Origin of the sequence: Myxococcus qinghaiensis, assembly GCF_024198215.1 — a bacterium.
Lineage (GTDB): Bacteria > Myxococcota > Myxococcia > Myxococcales > Myxococcaceae > Myxococcus > Myxococcus qinghaiensis.
Genome location: NZ_JAKCFA010000008.1, coordinates 32,880 through 51,955, shown reverse-complemented (window position 1 = coordinate 51,955; position 19,076 = coordinate 32,880). Strand labels below are relative to the sequence as shown.

General features: G+C 67.4%; 17 protein-coding genes. 10 read left to right on the top strand and 7 right to left on the bottom strand.

Annotated features, from left to right (window positions below):
* The first annotated feature begins 40 nt into the window (after nt 1–40).
* On the top strand, nt 41–1,441 hold the full coding sequence (locus LZ199_RS16240) for a sigma-54-dependent transcriptional regulator (RefSeq protein ID WP_407667206.1): 1,401 nt from the start codon (nt 41–43) through the stop codon (nt 1,439–1,441).
* 6 nt (nt 1,442–1,447) lie between these two features.
* Here LZ199_RS16240 and LZ199_RS16235 read toward each other — a convergent pair whose 3' ends face one another.
* The gene (locus tag LZ199_RS16235; RefSeq protein WP_253994610.1) at nt 1,448–2,182 is read right to left on the bottom strand and encodes a class I SAM-dependent methyltransferase; all 735 of its coding nucleotides are present in this window, start codon (nt 2,180–2,182) and stop codon (nt 1,448–1,450) included.
* A gap of 38 nt (nt 2,183–2,220) precedes the next feature.
* On the bottom strand, nt 2,221–3,207 hold the full coding sequence (locus LZ199_RS16230) for a glycosyltransferase (RefSeq protein ID WP_253994609.1): 987 nt from the start codon (nt 3,205–3,207) through the stop codon (nt 2,221–2,223).
* Between the two features lie 227 nt (nt 3,208–3,434).
* On the opposite strand from LZ199_RS16230, the gene LZ199_RS16225 reads away from it, so the two are divergent.
* Genes LZ199_RS16225 through LZ199_RS16215 form a run of 3 tightly spaced genes read left to right on the top strand, consistent with a single transcriptional unit; the run spans nt 3,435 to nt 6,547 of the window.
* Nucleotides 3,435–5,267: an ArnT family glycosyltransferase gene (locus LZ199_RS16225; RefSeq protein ID WP_253994608.1), complete on the top strand. Its 1,833-nt coding sequence runs from the start codon at nt 3,435–3,437 to the stop codon at nt 5,265–5,267.
* Entirely contained in the window at nt 5,267–5,926 is a 660-nt protein-coding gene (locus tag LZ199_RS16220) for a methyltransferase domain-containing protein (RefSeq protein WP_253994607.1), read from the top strand. Before LZ199_RS16225 ends, LZ199_RS16220 begins: the two co-directional genes overlap by 1 nt.
* Nucleotides 5,927–5,977: 51 nt before the next feature.
* Nucleotides 5,978–6,547 carry a class I SAM-dependent methyltransferase gene (locus LZ199_RS16215; protein ID WP_253994606.1) on the top strand — a complete coding sequence of 190 codons (570 nt, stop codon included), beginning with the start codon at nt 5,978–5,980 and terminating at the stop codon, nt 6,545–6,547.
* 4 nt (nt 6,548–6,551) lie between these two features.
* Here the strand turns inward: LZ199_RS16215 and LZ199_RS16210 are convergent, their stop codons facing one another.
* Nucleotides 6,552–7,661: a glycosyltransferase family 4 protein gene (locus tag LZ199_RS16210; protein ID WP_253994605.1), complete on the bottom strand. Its 1,110-nt coding sequence runs from the start codon at nt 7,659–7,661 to the stop codon at nt 6,552–6,554.
* 257 nt (nt 7,662–7,918) lie between these two features.
* On the opposite strand from LZ199_RS16210, the gene LZ199_RS16205 reads away from it, so the two are divergent.
* A complete protein-coding gene (locus LZ199_RS16205; RefSeq protein ID WP_253994604.1) occupies nt 7,919–9,637 on the top strand; it encodes a tetratricopeptide repeat protein in 1,719 nt (572 codons plus the stop codon).
* A gap of 51 nt (nt 9,638–9,688) precedes the next feature.
* Here LZ199_RS16205 and LZ199_RS16200 read toward each other — a convergent pair whose 3' ends face one another.
* The 4 genes from LZ199_RS16200 to LZ199_RS16185 form a co-directional block, all read right to left on the bottom strand.
* Nucleotides 9,689–10,456 carry an ABC transporter permease gene (locus LZ199_RS16200; RefSeq protein ID WP_253994603.1) on the bottom strand — a complete coding sequence of 256 codons (768 nt, stop codon included), beginning with the start codon at nt 10,454–10,456 and terminating at the stop codon, nt 9,689–9,691.
* On the bottom strand, nt 10,453–11,433 hold the full coding sequence (locus LZ199_RS16195; protein ID WP_253994602.1) for an ABC transporter ATP-binding protein: 981 nt from the start codon (nt 11,431–11,433) through the stop codon (nt 10,453–10,455). Before LZ199_RS16195 ends, LZ199_RS16200 begins: the two co-directional genes overlap by 4 nt.
* Nucleotides 11,430–12,341, bottom strand: coding sequence for a tetratricopeptide repeat protein (locus LZ199_RS16190; protein WP_253994601.1), 912 nt, complete (start codon nt 12,339–12,341; stop codon nt 11,430–11,432). Before LZ199_RS16190 ends, LZ199_RS16195 begins: the two co-directional genes overlap by 4 nt.
* 92 nt (nt 12,342–12,433) lie before the next feature.
* The gene (locus tag LZ199_RS16185) at nt 12,434–13,003 is read right to left on the bottom strand and encodes a prepilin-type N-terminal cleavage/methylation domain-containing protein (protein WP_253994933.1); all 570 of its coding nucleotides are present in this window, start codon (nt 13,001–13,003) and stop codon (nt 12,434–12,436) included.
* 232 nt (nt 13,004–13,235) lie between these two features.
* Here LZ199_RS16185 and LZ199_RS16180 point away from each other — a divergent pair, with 232 nt between their 5' ends.
* The 5 genes from LZ199_RS16180 to LZ199_RS16160 all read left to right on the top strand — a co-directional run bounded on the left by LZ199_RS16180 (nt 13,236) and on the right by LZ199_RS16160 (nt 19,076).
* Nucleotides 13,236–14,462, top strand: coding sequence for an A24 family peptidase (locus LZ199_RS16180; RefSeq protein ID WP_253994600.1), 1,227 nt, complete (start codon nt 13,236–13,238; stop codon nt 14,460–14,462).
* Between the two features lie 16 nt (nt 14,463–14,478).
* Nucleotides 14,479–15,600: a sensor histidine kinase gene (locus tag LZ199_RS16175; protein ID WP_253994599.1), complete on the top strand. Its 1,122-nt coding sequence runs from the start codon at nt 14,479–14,481 to the stop codon at nt 15,598–15,600.
* A gap of 66 nt (nt 15,601–15,666) precedes the next feature.
* Nucleotides 15,667–17,085, top strand: a complete 1,419-nt coding sequence (locus LZ199_RS16170; RefSeq protein WP_253994598.1) for a sigma-54-dependent transcriptional regulator — start codon at nt 15,667–15,669, stop codon at nt 17,083–17,085.
* 197 nt (nt 17,086–17,282) lie between these two features.
* Nucleotides 17,283–18,365, top strand: coding sequence for a type IV pilus assembly protein PilM (gene pilM, locus LZ199_RS16165; RefSeq protein ID WP_141642888.1), 1,083 nt, complete (start codon nt 17,283–17,285; stop codon nt 18,363–18,365).
* A 27-nt stretch (nt 18,366–18,392) separates the two neighbouring features.
* The gene (locus LZ199_RS16160; protein WP_253994597.1) at nt 18,393–19,076 is read left to right on the top strand and encodes a PilN domain-containing protein; all 684 of its coding nucleotides are present in this window, start codon (nt 18,393–18,395) and stop codon (nt 19,074–19,076) included.

The window sequence follows — 19,076 nt, the reverse complement described above, 5'->3', positions numbered from 1 at the left end:
GCAGGCAGCAGAGGGTGGAGTGAGGGGCCACGTCCTTGTCGTGGACGACGAGCTCTCCATGCGGGAGTACCTGGAGCTCCTGCTGCACCGCGAAGGGTATGCGGTGACGAGCGTGCCCGGGGTGAAGCCCGCGTGTGAGGTGCTCGCGCGAGACGGGGTGGACCTGGTCATCTCCGACATGAAGCTGGGGACGGGCAGTGGGCTGGACGTGCTGCGCACGGCGCGGGCGCGCAAGGAGCCTCCGGAGGTCGTGTTGATTACGGCCTACGGGACGCCGTCCGCCGCCGTGGAGGCGATGCGCGAGGGGGCCTACGACTACATCTGCAAGCCCTTCGACAACGAGGAGCTGCGGCTGCTGGTGCAGAAGGCGCTGGAGAAGCGCACGCTGCGGCAGGAGAACTCCACGCTGCGCGCGCGGCTGTTGCCCGGACTGGGCATGGCGGTGGGGCACAGCGCGCGGATGCAGGCGGTGTGGGCGCTGGTGGAGAAGGTGGCGCCGGGGCGCAGCACGGTGCTGGTGACGGGGGAGAGCGGCACAGGCAAGGAGCTGGTGGCGCGGGGCATCCACATGCGTGGAAGCCGGGCGGCGCAGCCCTTCCTGCCCTTCAACTGCGCGGCGCTGAACGAGGGCACGCTGGAGAGCGAGCTGTTCGGCCACGTGAAGGGGGCCTTCACCGGAGCGGTGCACGAGCGCGCGGGGTTGTTGGTGTCCGCGGGCGAGGGCACGGTGATGTTGGACGAGGTGGGGGAGATGCCGCTGGCCACCCAGGTGAAGCTGTTGCGTGTGCTCCAGGAGCGGAAGGTGAAGCCGGTGGGCAGCGCGGCGGAGGTACCCTTCCAGGCGCGAGTCATCGCGGCGACGAACCGGCGGTTGGAGACGGAAGTGAAGGCGGGGCGCTTCCGCGAGGACCTCTTCTACCGGCTCAACGTGATTACGCTGGAGCTGCCGCCGTTGCGTGAGCGCACGGGGGACATCTCGCTGTTGGCGGGACACTTCCTGTCGAGGATGGCGGAGGAGCTGGGGCGGCCGGGTCTGCGCTTCGCGCCGGAGACGCTGGAGTTGCTGGAGCGCTATGCGTTCCCGGGCAATGTGCGGCAGTTGCAGAACATGGTGGAGCGCGCGGCCACGCTGTCGGACTCGGACCTGCTGGGGCCGTCCACGTTGCCGCCAGCGGTGCGCGGCGAGTCGGAGCCGGTGTCGCGTCCGGGGGATGGCGGCGAGCCCCAGTTGAGCGGCGGCTTCAACCTGGAGCGCCATCTGGACGACAGCGAGCGGCGATACTTGCTGGCGGCGCTGAAGCAGGCGGGTGGGGTGAAGACGCGGGCGGCGGACCTGCTCGGTCTGTCCTTCCGCTCATTCCGCTACCGGCTGGCGAAGCACGGCCTCACTGACGAGCTGGATGAGCCCGCCAGTTCGCCGCCAGCGCGTGAGGCGAAGTAGGGCGCGTCACGCCACGGGGCGGGAGGCGAAGAGCACTTGCGTGGTGGAGAAGCGGTTGAGCACGGGAACGTGGCCAAGCACGCGCTCCAGCGTTCCGTAGACGTTCTCCAGGACGCCAGGGAAGCTGGGGAAGAACACCGGCAGGTTCTCCAGCCGCGCCTCCACGAGGCCCGCATGTCGGGTCCATTCGCGCGCGTGGGTGGGCGTGAGCTGGAAGAGGCCTTTCTCGATGGGGTCCCGGAGATAGACGAGGTTGGCGGGGTGGAGCGGATTGGGCTCCACGCAGATGACCCGGCCTCCCGGACGGACGACGCGTCGCATCTCCGCGAGCATGGTGGGCTGGGAGGCAGCGTGGTGCAGGACGTCCACGCAGAAGACAGCGTCGAAGGTGCTGTCCTCGAACGGCAGTTGCTCACCCACCGCGGGCTGGAGCCGCACGCGGTCCTGGAACCGGGGGGCGAGCCGCTCGCGGGCCTCTTTCAGAGGGGCCTCAGCGATGTCCACGCCGGTGTACTGGCAGTCGTCCGGCATGCGGTCCAGGAAGTAGGTGAGCTGGAGCCCCTTGCCCGCGCCCACCTCGAGCACCTCGCGGCAACCGGCGAGCTGCCGGGCGAGGAACGTGAACTTGCAGCGCATGGTCCGGGGGAAGGACGGATGGCCGAACAGCCGCGTCGCGATGCGCCCCGGGGATGCTTCGAAAAATGCCTTCTGCTGCCCGTGATGGTCGTGGAAGGAGCTCACCGGGAACCTCGTTGAACGTCAGGGAGAGGGCGACGGACTCAGCCAGGTTGGACGACGGAGTCCTGGGAGCCGGGAGGGCCCACCGATTGGGATGCCGCGGAGGCGGCGGGGATTGCGAGATAGCTCAGCCGCTTTGTCTCAAGGGCGAGCTGGCTGGTGCTCTCCAGAATCAGTCCGAGGAAGGCCATGAGCGAGCCGAACAGGACCATGCCCATGGCCAGGATGGCCGTTGGAAACCGCGGCACCTGGCCTGTCTGGATGAACGTCGTGAAGACGGGAATGGCCAGGACGAGGGCCAGCAGGATGGTCGCGATACCCAGGCTTCCGAAGAACTGTCTCGGACGGTGCAGGCGCTGCAGGCGAAGGATGTGCGAGAGGATGCGGAAGCCGTCCCGCCAGGTGTTCAGCTTGCTGGCCGTGCCCTCTACCCGCTTCGAATAGTGGGTGGGTACCTCCCGCACGGGCATGCGCAGTTGAAGCGCGTGGATGCTCATCTCCGCTTCGATTTCGAAGCCCTCGGACATGCACGGGAAGGACTTCACGAAGCGGCGAGAGAGGATGCGGTAGCCCGAGAAGATGTCGGACTGCCCCTTGTCGAAGAGCCGGGCCACCACCTGGTTGAAGAGCCAGTTCCCCGCCACGTGGCCGACGCGATAGGCCTCCTTCTCGCTGTGGAGACGCGTTCCGATGACCATGTCGAGGGACTCCTCGACGAGCAGATTCACCAACCGGGCCGCCGCCGAGGCGTCATAGGTCCCGTCTCCATCTGCCACGACGTAGATGTCCGCGTCCACGTCCGCGAAGGCGCGTCGGATGACGTTTCCCTTCCCTCGCCTGTTTTCGCTCCGAACGATGGCGCCGGCATCCCGCGCCACCTCACTCGTCTGGTCTGTCGAGGCGTTGTCGTAGACGAAGAGGGATGCGGAGGGGAGTGCCTGGCGGAAGGCGAGCACCGTTCCGCGAATGGCGGGAGCCTCGTTGTGACAGGGAAGGATGACCGCGATGCGCGGGGGCGATGGGGGCATGGCACCAGTTCCGTCCGGGTGGTTCGCGGCGCCACCATCCGGAGTGGCGCGAGTGTACCGCAGGATGTCGCCGCGCTGGGGGGGGCTTCGTCACGTCCCCGGAGTCTTCCCGGCAAGCGACCAGGACGCGTTGCGCCTTCGGGCGTGCGGCGATCCCATGTCCGTGTCGAGGGGACACTCTTCCGTGGACAATGCTCCGCGTGACAGACCATCCTCGACGGCTCCCGATGCTTCCCGCCAGATACCGAGCCCCGTTACTTCCGCTCGCCGCAGCTTGCGCCTGTGCGCTCGCTTATTGGGCGTTCTGGGAGTCCCAGTTCAGTGGCTTCATCCTGAACCTGGGCAGCATCAACATGCCGACGCATCGCTGGCTGGCGATGGCCGCGCTCATCGCTTTTCTCGGGCTGCCCATGGCGGCTTTCGTGGCGGTGGCGGGCGTGCGCTCGGTGTCGAACGAGAGATTGGCCTCGTGGCGCGCTGCCTGGCGAGACTATCCCGACCGCAGAAGCCTGCTGCTGGCGGGGGTCCTCGGTACGCTCGTTCCGTTGGCCATTCAGGCCTCCGTCCTTCGCTATGGTCCGGTGACCGACGACGAGGCCTCCTATCGGTTCGCGGCGGAACTGCTTGCCTCGTTCCGGCTCTGGGTTCCCTCTCCGCCGATGAAGTTGTTCTTCGACAACGGCTTCATCCTCAATGACGGAAAGATGTACAGCCAGTACTTTCTCGGCTGGCCTTTCCTGCTGGCGTTTGGGGTGAAGCTCGGCGTGCCCTGGTTGGTGAATCCCTTGCTCTCGGGTGCCACCGCAGTGGGGATGTTCCTCCTGGCCCGCGGATGGTGGGGGAGCGGGTGGGGACGCGTCGCCGTGGTGCTCTATCTCGTGTCTCCGCTGACCATGATCGGCGCGGCCACGCTGATGTCTCACACCGCGGCCATCTTCGCCCTGACCTGGCTGCTCTACTGCGTCGAGCGTCTGACGAAGGATGAGGCTGGACCGGGCACCAGTGCCCTGGTGGCACTCTTGTTTTGTCTGTCCTTCTGGACGCGGCCCGCCGTGGGGCTCGGGCTGGGGGCTCCGTTGCTCGTCTATTGGGCCCTGAGGGCCTGGCGGAGGCCGGTGGCCGCGCGATGGAAGCATGGCCTGGCCTTCGTGGTGGCCGCGGCTCCCCTGGGTGTGCTGTTCCTGCTCGCGAACCAGGAGATGAACGGCTCGCCCTGGCAGACCGGCTACCATGCGATTGCCCGGTATGGGCATGACAATGGCTACCGCTTCGTCTCGTTCGGTCCGAACCAGGTGCGCAGTGGTGACTTCTTGTTCTTCTTCACCGACCGGTCCGTGGTCCTCGCTGTGGGACGGCTGGTGCTGGCCCTCTTCCGCTTGAGCCTGGACTCGTTCGGTTGGCCCCTGGGGTTCGTGTTTGTCTTCCTGGCCCGGGGGGCGCCCGCGCGCTGGCTGATGGCTGCCGCGGTCGGTTTCTGTGTCGCGCATCTTCCCGTCGCGGACCCGGGGGTGGACACGTTCGGTCCGGTTCACTACTCGGAGCTGATGTTGCCCCTGGTGTTGCTGTCCACGGGTGGTTTGCGAACGCTGTGGCAATGGGCGCAACGGTGGGAGGCGGCGGCCTTCGTGCCCGCCCTGGTGGTGGGACTGTTGTGTGTTTGCGCGACGATGTACCTGCCTCCCCGCATCATCACGCTCCGGTCGCTCTCCGCCGACATCATGCGTCCGCGTGATGCCGTCGATCGTGAGGTGCCCGATGACTCGGTGGTTTTCGTGCCTCCAGGGTTCGCCGCACCATGCACCTCCGCGCCCGCCAACCACTTCGTCTTCTTCCGGAAGAACAACAGCCCGGACCTGGACGACCCGGTCCTGTGGGTGAATCACGTCAGTGTCGACAGGGACAAACAGTTCATGCGGACCGTCTATCCTCAGCGCACGGGGTTCCTGATGTCGGTGGGACGGGATTGCGTGCCACGAATCGTCCCGCTGGAGAAGGCGACCCCCGCGGCGTTTCCTCCCACGGTGCGAGAGCGCCCGGGCGACTTCCCAGAGGAACCGTGATGTTGAAGCCAGAAGCCCAATGGCTTGGCCACCAGCTCGACGTCCTGGAGTTGTCGCGGGTATCCCCACTGCTCAACGTGGGGAGTTCCACGCGATACTTCCGGGAGGTCCAACAGCCCTGGATCGACGAGGAACTGTTCGCTCCGCTGCGTCGCCGAGGGGGAACCGTGCTTCATCAGGACCTCAAACCCGAGGAGGGGGTGGATGTCGTGGGCGACCTGATGGACCCTGACTGTGTCGCCCGGCTCGCGGCACTTGGCACGCGTTCGGTGTGCTGTACGAGCGTGCTTGAGCACGTCGAAGACCGAGTTGCCTTCGCCCGTCGACTGTCGGAGCTGGTGGCGCCGGAAGGCGTGCTCGTTCTCTCGGTGCCTCACGCCTTCCCCTGGCACCCCGACCCCATCGACACCCTGTTTCGTCCCACCGTGGCGGAACTAGCGGGACTCTTCCCGAACATGCGAGTGAGGGCTTCGGAGGTGGTGCCCTGCGGGCGGCTCCTGGACCTCGTGGCAAGTGATGTGCCCGGCGCCGTCAGGCGGTTGCTGAATCCCGGGAGAGGGGCGGGGACGGGCGCGCCCAGGGCCCCGTTGTGGCAGTGGCTTTGGCCCTGGCTCGTCCGGCCCTTCAAGCTGACCTGCGTGGTGCTCGAGCATGGCTAGTTTCAACCCAGGGGTCGTTCCCCAGTGCCGCGAAGGACGCGTTCACTCAACATGAGTCGCTACCGTGGAAACGTTCTGGAGTTGATGGGGCGCGTGTTGTCGGACCTGCCGCCCTTCGAGCGCGCGCTTGATTTCGGCTCGGGAGATGGCTGGTTCGCCCGGCAGGTCGTCGAGCGCGGCTGGGTGCGCGAAGTCGTGCCCGTGGACGTCCAGCGGCGGGCGCAGGTGCTCATCGAGCCCACGCTGTATGACGGGCGCACGCTGCCCTTCGCGGACCGGTCCTTCCCCCTGGTCTACAGCATCGACGTGCTCCACCACGCGCCAGACCCCGAAGCCGCGCTCGCGGAGGTGCTGCGTTGCACGGGGGAGTATCTCCTGCTCAAGGACCACACCTACCAGAGCAAGGCGGGGTACCTGACGCTGTGCGCACTGGATGAGCTGGGCAACCGTCGCTTCGGAATCCCGTCGCGCTACCGCTATCAGCGCGAGTGGTCCTGGATGCCGGTGATGGCGCGCGCGGGCTTCGTGCTTCAGTCCTTCATCCATCCCGCTGAGTGCGAGAAGGGCCCGTTGCGCATCTTCAACCGCTTCCAGTTCCTCGGTCTGTGGAAGCGCGCATAGCAGCTCAGTGCTCGCGAGCGAGTCTTTCGAGGGTGCGCTCGTAATCGGTGACGAAGCGCTCCAGCCCCCACCGTGCTCGCGCCCACTCGGCGACGTGCTCGCGGGAGGGTGAGCTCGTCAAGGCGGTGCGAATGGCCTGCGCCAACGGCTCGGTTCCATCCACCAGCGTCACCCCGGGTGCCGAGGCGACATTGGCGACGAAGGATGGGTCCGTGGAGACGACGGCGGGAAGTCCGGTCATCAAGCCTTCCTGCAGGGTGAGTGGCAGCCCTTCGCCCCGCGAAGGCAGAAGCAGGACATCCGCGCAGGCATAGAGGGCGTGCATGCGGGCGTGGTCGACCTGTCTCAGGTGGACGGTGCGTGGCAGGCCCTCGACGACATTCGCGAGTGGACCATCTCCGGCGACGACGAGCGTGATTCCCTCGAGGGCGAGGCGCCGTTGGACCTCGGCGACCTGCTGGACGCCTTTCTTGGGGACCAGCCGGGCCGCGAAGAGCATCAGCGGCGTGGTCTCCGGCAGACCGAATTCACGCCGGGCTGTGAGCCGCTCGGCTTCGGGGAGGGGTTGGAAGCGAGGCTCGAAGCCCATGGGGATGATGCGCAGCGGCTTCTTCACGCCGACTTTGCGGAAGTACTCGGCGACGTGGGGGCTGAGTGTCACCACCTCGCTTGCGGCGCTCAGCAGGGTGCGCCCGAGCGTCCGGTAGGCCGCCGCCTGCACCCAATCCAGCACGCCGCCATAGGGCACCTCGCCGACATGCTGGGTGACGAGGAGCGGCTTGCGCCGTCCTCGCGTCAGCGCCGTGGTCAGCGAGGACGAGAAGTAGAGGCAGTCGTGGACGTGGATGACGTCCGCCCAGCGCACCTGCTCGTCGAGCTGCCGCCAGCCGGATGGGGCCCAGAGCGGCATGGGGACGTGGAGGTTCTGCTCGAGCCAGTTCCAGGCGGGGACGCGAACGAAAGGCCCTGTCGTTCCGGGTTCCAGCGGCGTGGAGGCCGCAATCCACCGCACGTCATGCCCGCGCCGCTGGAGTCCCTGGAACAGGGTGTCGATCATGATTTCGATGCCCCCCGGGTGAGGGGGCATGAAGTTGGAGACCTCGAGGATTCGCATGGACCTGGACCCTGACGGCGCCCGCTCGTCGGGGCACGTGGCGGCGCGAGTATAGGCGCAGGCTCGCGGGCGTCTTCGCAAGACTTGCCTGCCCGGGAGGCGCAAGCGCCCCGGACCGACATGGCGCCGCCCGGCAGCCACCTTGTCCTCGGTGCGAGCAAGGCCTGCGACACTCTTGAGAGGTGAAGTCAGTAGTATGGGCCCGCGTGACGCCGATGGACTCCGCTGACCTCCGCCCGATTTCTCTCCAGCCTCGAATGCAGGTGTTGCTCGTCGCCGTGACGGCGGTGCTCGTCTATGCCGGCGCCCTGTTCAACGGGTTCGTCTACGACGACGTGCAGTTGGTGGTGGACAACCCCTGGCTGGGCTCGTGGCGCGCGCTGAGCAATGCGTTCCAACACCCGCTGTTCCCGTTCGATGATGGGCCCACCGTTGCGTCGGACCGAAGCCCGGCGGAGAGCTACTTCCGGCCGCTCGCGCATGTGCTCTTCTTCGCGCAGCGCGCCATCTTCGGCACCTCTGCGTGGGGCTTCCACCTGGTGCTCATGGTGCTCCATGCCGTGGCCTCCGTCCTGGTCCTCTGGCTGTCGCGAGCCTGCATGCGACGCAAGGATGCGCCGCTGTCACCCTCGGGGGAGTGGGCCTCGCTGGCGGGGGCACTCCTGTTCGCGGTGCATCCCGTGCACACGGAGTCAGTGGCCTGGGTGAGCGGCTGCATGGACGTGTCGGCGACGCTGCTGGTGCTGCTCGCCGTGCGAGTCATGGTGCAGGGGCCCTCCTCGTGGGGGCGGGGCGTGGGGGCGGCGCTCCTGTGGCTCGCGGCCCTGCTGTTCAAGGAAGTGGCGGTGGTGTTCCCCGTGGTGCTGTGGGCCACGGACCGGGCGACGGGGCTCACCATGACGCCGCCGGGCCCGCGCGGGTGGCTGCGCCGTTATGCGCCGTTGGGTCTGGGGGTGCTGGGCTATGCGGCGCTCCGGATGAATGCCGTGGGCTTGTCGCTCCCGGTGCCGACGGGGGCGGGACGCACGGGGTTGTATCCGCTCCACATGCTGGCGCTCGCCGGGAAGCTGGGTGGCAAGCTGTTTTGGCCCCATCCCCTCGTGGTGACGATTCCCTCGCGCGTTCCTCCCGAGGCGAGCGAGGTGGTGCTGGGCGCGGTATTGCTCCTGGCCTTGCTGGGACTGTTGTGGCGGATGCGCCGTGAGGCGGCGCCTGCCTTCGCGGGCGCGGTGTGGCTGTTGGCGCCCCTCCTGCCCATATTCTTCATGCAGCTTCGCGGCGTGGAGGCCTATGCGGAGCGTTTCCTCTACCTGCCCTCGGTCGGCTTCTGCCTGATGGCGGCGGTGGGGCTGAAGTGGATGTTGGAGCGGTGGCCGGGGCAGGCGAGGGCGATGGCCCTGGTGGCGGGGGGGAGCGTCGCGGTATTCGCCGCCTTGACGCTTGCCCGTGTCCCCGTCTGGCGCGACGACATCGCCTTGTGGGAGGACACCCTCGAGAAGACGCCTGGCCAGCCGAACATCCATGCCTACCTGGGCGCGGCCTACTTGAAGGTGCGTCGCGTGGAGGACGCGCTGCCTCAATTGCAAGCCGCGGCCTCGGCGTTGCCCCGGGCGTACCAGCCGCAGAGTGACCTGGCCGTGGCATATGCCCTCATGGGGCGGATGGACCTGGCGATTCCCCAACTTGAGCGGACGCTCCAGCTTCGTCCCAACGAGCCGGTGGTCATTCATAATCTCGGGCTCGCCCTGCGTCGGGCTCGTCGACTGGAGGAGGCGGTGGCGCGCTTCCGGGAGGTGCTGCGGCTGGCGCCCCGGCGCGCGGACTCCCACCTGGAACTGGGCCGCACGCTGCTTCAACTGGGGCGCCCGGCAGAGGCCGTGCCCGCGCTTGAAACCGCGCTGAGCCTCCAGCCGGAATCAGAGGCCGCGCGTCAGGGGCTGCGTCAGGCCCGACTGGCGGCGGGTGCCACGCCGTGACTCACGCCCGAGCCCGGTGATGTCGGGCTCGGGACAACTCGCCGCGAGTGCTCAGCGGAAGTCGCGGCGCTCGAAGATGAAGATGGCGGCGGCGGTGAACAGCGCGGCCCAGCCGAGGCCGTAGCCCATGCCCGAGAGGAACGTCGCCGCATCGACGGGCAGGGCATAGGTGGCCTGGGGACGGAAGTTCATCCGCTCCAGGTTGGGCAGCATGTAATAGAGCGCCGTCGCGAACGACTTCACGGCGCCGTCATCCAGCCGGCGGGCGATGTCGAAGAGGTCATTGGCCAGGTGCCCGGCGAAGTAGATGCCCGTGGTCGCGATGGCCGACACCGCGGGGCCCGCGAAGCTGGAGAAGAGGATGCCCGCGCTCGTCAACACGAGCAGCTCGAACCACAGGCCCGCCGCCGCGATGAACTGGACCGAGTTCACCTCCGCCTGGAACAGCAGGAGCTGGCTCACGAAGATGAGCATCATCGCCACCATCAGCACGGCGAGCGTCAGCATGTTGCCCGCCAGCCGCGCCAGCAGGAACTGGGTGCGAGAGACGGGCTTGCTCACCACGAGGAAGATGGTGCGCCGCTCGATTTCGCGGCTCAACAGGCCGCTCGACAGGAAGATGGTGAGGAAGACGAGAATGAGGCTCATCATCCCCAGGCCGAAGTCGGTGAGCACTCGGTCGAACGTGGCGACCGTCACTTCCGTCACCAGGGTCGACGACAGCAGCACCACCGCGGCGAAGGCGCCCACCACCACCGTGACGCGGTTGCGGCGTGCCTCCCGGAACCCGTTCCAGACCATCGCGCCGAACGCGCTCATGTGTTGATCTCCCCACCGACACTCGTCGTTCGTCCGGAATCCTTGAGTGCGTCCATGAAGAGCTGCTCCAGGGAGAACTTCGCCGCCTGGAGGCTGTTGACGCGCCCACCCGCCGCCAGCACCTGGCTCAGCAGTCGCTGACTGTCCGAGTCGGACACCTGCAACAGCACGCGGCCGTCCAGGGACTGGGAGGACTCCAGGGCCACGCCCAGGTTCTTCACCTGGTCCATCTTCAGTCCCTCCACCACGAGCTCCACGGTGGGCACCTGCGCGGACAGCAGCTCCCGCACGCTTCCCTCGCGCACCAGCCGGCCACCCACGAGCACGGCCAGCCTGTCACACAGCGCTTCCACGTCCGGGATGATGTGGCTGCAGAACAGGACGGTGGTGCCCCTGTCGCGCTCGGCGAGGATGAGGTCTCTCATCTGTCGGCGCCCCACCGGGTCCAGTCCGCTGGTGGGCTCGTCGAGGATGAGCATCTTTGGCCGGGCCACCAGCGCCTGCGCGAGCGCTACGCGCTGGACCATGCCCTTGGAGTAGCGGCGAATCTGGAGCTTCTCCGCGGCGCCCATCTCCACCGCGCCCAGGACCTCCTTCACCCGGACGTCCAACTCGTGGCCGCTCATGCCGCACAACTGCCCGGCGAGCGTCACGAACTCGCGTCCGGTGAGGTACTCGTACGGCGCGGGATTCTCCGGGAGGAAGCCCACCAGTCGCCGCGTCGCCGCCCGGTCCACGGGTTGGCCGAACAGCAGCGCGGTGCCGCCGCTGGGGCGCACCAGGTTCATCAAGATCTTGATGGTGGTGGACTTGCCGGCGCCGTTGGGACCGAGCAGGCCATAGATCTGTCCTGGCCCTACTTCGAGGTCGAGTCCCTGAAGGGCTCGAACGGTACGGTTGAACCAGAAGCCGACCTTGTACGTCTTCGACAGGCCTCGGACCTGGATGGGCGGGGCGTCAGGGCTGATGGCAGTCATGGCTCTTGCCTCTTGGCATCCAGGGGTTTGGGAACGAGGCGCTCCCCGTCCCCTGTCTTCTCGTCGTAGATGATCTCCAACCGGAACCGCGCGGCCGTGGAATAGCTGCGGCCGTCCTCTCCCAGGAAGAACTGGCCACCCAGGGGATCGGCGGGCAGTTCGCTCAGGTCTCCGGCGGAGACGAGCACATCCAGGTTGGCAGGCAGCTTACCTGTGCGGTCCTTGTAGCGCTTGATGGAGTCGTCGAGCCGCTGGAGCAACTGTTCCTGGAGGATCTCATTCACCCGGCGCTCGTAATAGGCGCGCGTCTCCTCGTCTTCCGCGCCGTCGCGCAGCATCTGCGCCAGACCCAGGCTGGTGCCGAAGTCGCCCGCCTGCGCGTACAGCCGGGTGGCCAGGCCCGAGTACCACGCCGGTGACTCGGGCAGCCGCGCCAGCTCCTCGATGATGGCGGCGGCCTCTTTGTAGCGCCGCTCGAAGAACATGAGGTTGTAGGCGAGCTGGAAATGGATCCGCTTGTCCTCGGGCGTGTTGGCGATGCCCTTGCGCAAGATGGCCGAGGACTCCTTGACGTTCGCGTACTCCTCGCGCCCCAGGTGGATGGGGATGGTGATGCCCGCGAAGGTGTAGACCTTGGCGAAACGAGGGTCGAGGTCCGTCGTGAGGTCCGCGTAGTAGTAGATGTCGCGGTACTCTGTCAGTGTCCTGGCCGAGCCGACCCGATTGATGGTCAGCAGCCAGAAGTAGTCAGTGACGAGCCCGAGCTGCGCCTTGAACAACGCCTTGATGAAGCCGGCGCGAGGCAGGATGGGGCGTTCACCGAGATAGAGCGGTGGTCGAGGCTGACTGGACAGCAGGACGACCAGGGCCAGGCCGGCAGCCAGCAGCACGGGAGGCAGCTTGCGCATCATTCCTTTGAACGGACACGGGGCACCCGGTCAACTCGGGCGCCCCGTTAGTACCGCATGATGCCCTGGTCGAGCCAGGGCTGGCGAGTGGCTTAGCAGCTCACATCGTTGTACGCGTTGCCGGGCTCGCCGCCGCCGATCTTGTCGCTGTCGATGCCGCAGGTGCCATTGAGCGTGGTGGCAGAGGTGGCCGCGGACGTGATGCCCCACGTGTCGGCGTTCTTGTCGTTGTCGACGTTGCCAACCGCGATGGCGGAGAAGTCACAGTTCGGGCAGGTGCCAGCCACGCCAGCGATCAGCGGCGCCGCGCCGAGGTCGGGAACCTGCGTGAAGCGCGCCTTGTCTTGGCCGATGCAGCCGAGGACGTACCGCCGCTCGGTCGTCTCGACGGACTCGTTGCACGCGCCGTTGATGCCGTAGCTGAAGCGGTTGCCCGGCTCGGGATCAAAGCCGACGACCTTGAAGTCGGAGACGTACTTGTCCTTCTCGCCGAAGTAGGCCTTCTGGGCCGTGAAGATGGCCTTCAGGTTCGTCTTGGCCTCGGACTGCTTGGACTTGGCCTGGAAGCGGATGAAGTTCGGGATGGCGATGGCGGCCAGGATGCCGATGATGGCGACCACGATCATCAGCTCGATGAGGGTGAAGCCACCCTTCTTCTTCAGGAGACGGTTCAGCATGTCGGGAGTGCTCCGCAGGTGCAGAGGGGGGTTGAACGACTGCCTGCGTTCATAGCACGAACGGTGCCATGGCCAACAGTTGCCCCAACCCGATGAATTCTCACGAAGGGGCGTGTCGGATCCCAGCCGCCCGTCCCCGGGGTTGCCAAAAATTGTCACCGCGCCTGACGGAAATCGTCGATCCGCGATGCTGTCCTCCCCGGGCCGCGAAGCTAGGATGCCCGGCTCCGTGACGGACTTTTCCCTCGTGCCGGGCTGGGCCGGGCCTCTCTTCACCGCCTTCCTCCTGGTCCTCGGCCTGTGTATTGGCAGCTTCCTCAATGTCGTCATCGCCCGCGTCCCCGAAGGACTGAGCATCGTCCGCCCCGGCTCGCGCTGCCCCAGGTGCGGGCATGTCCTGTCGTGGTACGAGAACATCCCCGTCCTCTCGTGGCTCGCGCTGAGGGCTCGGTGTCGTTCGTGTCACGCCCCCATCTCCCCGCGCTACGTGCTGGTGGAGCTGCTCACCGGGCTGCTCTTCCTGGCGTGTCTGCGCAGGTTCGGGTGGACGTATGAGTTGTTTCCCGCGCTCGTGCTCGTGTCGCTGCTGATACCGCTCACCTTCATCGACCTGGCGCACTGGATTCTGCCGTTCTCGCTCACGGTGCCAGGCATCGCGGCGGGACTGGTGCTGGCGGTGCCCAGGGGCGCGGACGCGGTGGTGGACGCCACGCTGGGGGCTGTCATCGGCTTCCTCGCCTTCCGCCTGATGGAGTACGTGGGCTGGAAGGTGTTCCGGAAGGAAGCGCTGGGCGGCGGCGACAAATTCCTTGTCGCGCTGCTGGGCGCCTTCCTCTCCTGGCGGGCGTTGCTGGGCATCCTCTTCCTGTCCTCGCTGCAAGGCGCGGTGGTGGGAATCGCCATGCTCGGACTCACCGGACGCGCGGGGCCGTCGACCCCTCCTGATGCCAAGCCCGTGAAGACTCCCGAGGGCGTGGCCCCGCCGCCTCCAGAAGCCTCGGGCGTCACGCCTCCTGAGGAGGGCGCGGCTCCTGCTCCAGCACATCCTCCTGGTGACGAACGTGTCACGCCTCATGAGGGTGCGGCGCCTCCTGCCATCCCGCTGGGCGATGCACCTCCCGTCGGAGTTGGCGCGACGGCGGCAGGCGCCGCGAATACAGAGGAGTCCGAGCCCGAGTCCACGATGACGTGGGAGTTCACCCGGCCGGGGATTCCGCTCTGGAAGCGCGCGTTGCTGGTGCCCTGGTGCCTGCTGTTCCAGCCGATTCCCGATGCACCCATGGATGACGAGACGGGCGAGGAGGAGGAGTGGGTGCCCGGGCCCACCAACATCCCCTTTGGTCCCTGGTTGGCGCTGGCGGGGCTGGAGGTGATGCTGCTCGGGCCCTGGCTGGCGCGCGTGCTGCCCATGGACATCGCCATGCTGCTGGGGGGCGCGCCGTGAAAGGCGCGGACGGGCGATGAAGTGGCGCATCGCCAGCGTGGCGTTCCTGCTCAGCTCGCTCTGCACGGGACTCTCCTGGCTGTCGCTCCAGCCCGTCCTCATCCGGTTGTTGGAGTTGGGCCGCCGACTCGTGTCTCCGGGCACTCCGGACGCGGAGGTGTTGGCGCAGGTGCGGGGCTTCCTTCCGCTCGCGCTGGGGCTGGACCTGGTCGCTCTCACGCTGCTGGCGTACGTGGTGTTGGACCTGACGGTGGGCCGTCCGCTTCGCTCCGCCGAGGCCATGGTGGAACAACTGGGGCGCCTGGAGTTGGATCCACACCTGACGCCCACGCAGGGCGGACCGCTGCTGTCGAGGATGCAGCGCGCGTTGCAGCGACTGGCGGAGGCGCTGCGCTCGGAGCAGGCCCTCACGCGCTCCCAGGTCGCCTCGCTGCGAGAGGCCAACACCCGCCTGGCGCGGGCCCAGACGGAGCTGGTGTCCGCGGAGCGGCTGGCCACGGTGGGCCGGCTCGCCGCGGGCGTGGCGCACGAGGTGGGAAACCCCCTGGCCGGCATCCTTGGCTACCTCTCCCTGGCGCGGACGAAGGCGCCCACGGCGGAGCTGAAGGACTACCTGGAGCGCATCGACCACGAAGTGCAGCGCATCGACCGCATCGTCCGGGGCCTGCTGGACCTGGGGCGTCCGGAGACGTCGTCGCCAGGCCCCGTGGATGTCGGCTCGGTGGTGGAGACGTGTGTGCGGCTGGTCCGCGCCGCGCCCGAGCTCGCCGGCGTGTCGGTGGACCTGGCGCTGGAGCCGGGGGTGTTCGCCCGGGCCGAGGCCGGGCCGCTGTCGCAGATCCTCATCAACCTCCTCCTCAACGCCGCGCAGGCCATGGGAGGGAAGGGGAGCGTGAGTGTGGTGACCCGCCGGGAGGAGGGCGAGGTCCAGTTGGTGGTGAAGGACGAGGGACCGGGCATTCCTCCCGAGGTCATGCCCCGGCTGTTCGAGCCCTTCTTCACCACGAAGGGGCGGCAGGGCACGGGCTTGGGGCTGGCGGTGTCGCTGCGACTGACGCAGGTGATGGGCGGGCGCCTGGGCGCGGAGAACCTGCCTGAAGGTGGCGCGCGCTTCACCGTGTCCCTGCCCGCCGTGTGAGCGGACGCCGTCCGGCTAGAAGCTATCTCCCTCCCCGAGACTGGGGGATGATGCCGGAAGGCCCCCATGTCCCTGTTCCGCACCATCCTCGTGGCCGACGACGAGCCCTCCATCCGGCACATCCTCACGTTGGTGCTCACCGACAAGGGCTACGACGTGCGTGCCGTCGCGGACGGGGATGAAGCGCTGCGAGAGCTGGCCACGCGCGACTACGACGTCCTCGTCTCCGACGTGCGCATGCCTCGCAAGGACGGGCTGACGCTGCTGCGCGAGGCGCAGGCCGCGCACCCTGCCCTCACCGTGGTGGTGATGAGCGCGTATGGCTCGCAGGAGCAGGCGCTGGAGGCCGTGTCGGCTGGCGCGTACGACTACGTCCAGAAGCCGTTCAAGCCCGAGGAGATTGTCTTCGTCCTGCGCAAGGCCGAAGAGCGCGAGCGGCTGCTGCGGGAGAACCGCCGGCTCAAGCAGGGCGGTCTGCCCTCCGCGCCCCAGGGGCACATCCTCGGGGGCAGCGAGTCGCTCCATGCGCTGCTCAAGCAGGTGGCGCGCCTGGCGCCGGTGGACACCACGGTGCTCATCAGCGGCGAGAGCGGGACGGGCAAGGAGCTCATTGCCCGGGAGCTGCACGCGCGCAGCCCGAGGGCCGCGCTGCCCTTCGTCGCCGTCAACTGCGGCGCCATTCCCGGCGGGTTGCTCGAGAGCGAGCTGTTCGGCCACGCCAGGGGCGCCTTCACGGATGCGCGCACGGCCAAGCGCGGCCTCTTCTCGGAGGCCGACGGCGGCACGCTCTTCCTGGACGAGGTGGGCGAGCTGCCGCTGCCCGCGCAGGTGAAGCTCCTGCGCGTGCTGCAAGAAGGCGAAATCCGTCCGGTGGGTGAGAACCGGGTGGAGAAGGTGGACGTGCGCGTGGTGGCGGCCACGCTGCGGGACTTGGGCAAGCTGGTGGAGAAGGGGGAGTTCCGCGAGGACCTCTACTATCGCCTCAACGTGGTGAACGTGAGGGTGCCGCCCCTGCGGGAGCGCCGCGAGGACGTGCCCCTGCTGGCGAAGGCCTTCATCCACCGCTTCAACCGCGAGCTCAACCGCGAGTCGCCCGTCGAAGGACTGTCCCCGGAGGCGGAGGCGTTGATGTCCGCCTATGCCTGGCCGGGCAACGTGCGAGAGCTGGAGAACGCCATGGAGCGGGCGGTCCTCCTGGCGGATGGCCCGCACATCCTTCCATCCAACCTGCCCGAAAGGCTGTGGGCCGCACCCGCACCCGGACCGACGGGCCCCACCACCGGAGCGATGCCACAGGTCGGTAGCGACCTGTCGCTCAAGCGAGCCATCCGGGAGCTGGAGGAGTCCTACATCCGGCTGGCCCTGAGACGGACGAAGGGGAACAGGACCCGGGCGGCGGAGGTCCTGGACATCAGCCACAGGGCGTTGCTGTACAAGATCAAGGAGTACGGCATCGACCCGGACGCGGAGGCCGAGCGGAGCTGAGGCGAGAGAATCCGCCGGGTGGCATTTGACGGAATGCGTCCGGAGCCGGAAAATCGGGCCTCCGCGACCGTGGTGGGGGGCCCGGCGCAGTTTGGACGCAGGGGTCCCGGCCGAACGGAGAGCAGGCGGGCTCCGGGCACTTTTTAGGAGGGGTTGACGGCCAGTGCTACGCTGGCTGCCTCTCGACGGAGTCAAGCATGGCGAAGGGCAAACTGGCACTCGGTCTGGACATCGGATCGACCTCCATCAAGATGATCCTGCTCAAGGAGCAGCGCAAGCGGGGCGAAGTCGGCTTCGCGCTGCAGAGCTTCGGCATGAAGCCGCTGCCTCCCGAGGCCATCGTGGATGGCGCGCTGATGAACTCCACCGCCATCGTCCAGGCGGTGCAGGAGCTGATGTCCGAGCTGAAGGTGAAGGGCAAGGACGTCGCCATCGGCGTGTCCGGCCACTCGGTCATCATCAAGAAGATTCAGATGCCCCGCATGTCCCAGGAGGAGCTCGAGGAGAGCATCCAGTGGGAGGCCGAGCAGTACATCCCGTTCGATGTGAAGGACGTGAACATCGACACGCAGATCCTCGACGGGGGCGGCAACGACGCCACCGGGCAGATGGACGTGCTGCTGGTGGCCGCCAAGAAGGACATGATCAACGACTACACCACGGTGGTCTCCGAGGCGGGCCTGGCCCCGGTGGTCGTGGATGTGGACGCCTTCGCCGTGCAGAACATGTTCTCCGTCAACTACGACCTGCCGGAGAAGGAGACCGTCGTCCTCATCAACGCGGGCGCCTCGGTGGTGAACATCAACATCATCGCCAACGGCGTGACGGTCTTCACCCGTGACGTCACCATCGGTGGCAACCAGTTCACCGAGGAGATCCAGAAGCAGCTCAACGTCTCCTACGAGGAGGCGGAAGCGCTGAAGATCGGCGGCAACCGCGCGGACGCGGATGCCGTGGTGCCCCAGGAGGTCGAGCGCGTGCTGTCCAGCGTCGCCGAGCAGGTGGCCGGTGAAATCCAGCGCTCGCTGGACTTCTACGCGGGCACCGCGGCGGACTCGAACTTCACCAAGGTCTACCTGTCCGGCGGCACGGCGAAGATTCCGGCCCTGTTCAAGACCATTGAAGCGCGCACCGGGGTGCCGGTGGAGATCCTCAACCCGTTCCGCAAGATTGAAGTGGACAACCGCAAGTTCGACCCCGCGTTCATCATGGACGTGGCGCCCATGGCCGCGGTGGCCGTGGGACTGGCGCTCCGGCGTCCTGGCGACAAGCTGGCCTAGACCGTCCACTTCCTGGAGACGACGCACATGATGATTCGCATCAACCTGCTTCCCGTCCGGAAGGTTCAGACCCAGCAGAAGGGCCGGCAGATCCTGGTCCTCTTCGCGCTGGCGCTCATCGGCGCAGCCGTGGGCAACTACCTCTGGTACGACGACCGCGACAGTGAGTTCCAGCGCAACGCCCAGGCCATTGCCCAGACTCGCGCGAAGATCGCCGAGCTGGAGAAGGTCATCGGCGAGGTGAGGAACATCAACGCTCGCAAGACGGAGGTGGAGAAGAAGTTGGCCGTGCTGGACTCACTGCGCAAGGGCCGCAACGGCCCGGTCCGGATGATGGACGCGCTGGCTTCCGCCACGCCGAAGAAGGTCTGGGTGAAGGGCTTCGTCGAGTCCGCCAGCGCGGTAGCCATCGACGGCTCGGCCGTCAGTCACGACGAGGTCGCCGAGTTCATGCGCAGCCTGAACGGCGTGGTGTGGACGCCCAAGGGCATGGGACGCTTGGTGGATCAGCGCCGGGACGCGAAGACGTCCCGCGTGGAGCTGCTGACGGCCGAGGCCACCATCGAGGAGTTCCCCGCCGGGGAAATCACTCCATTCTTCACCAACATCGACCTGACCAGCGCCGTGCAGACGAAGGCGTCCACCGGACCCCTGGCCATGCCGGCCCTGGTCGACTTCAAGATCACCCTCACCGCGAACTACGCCATCTGA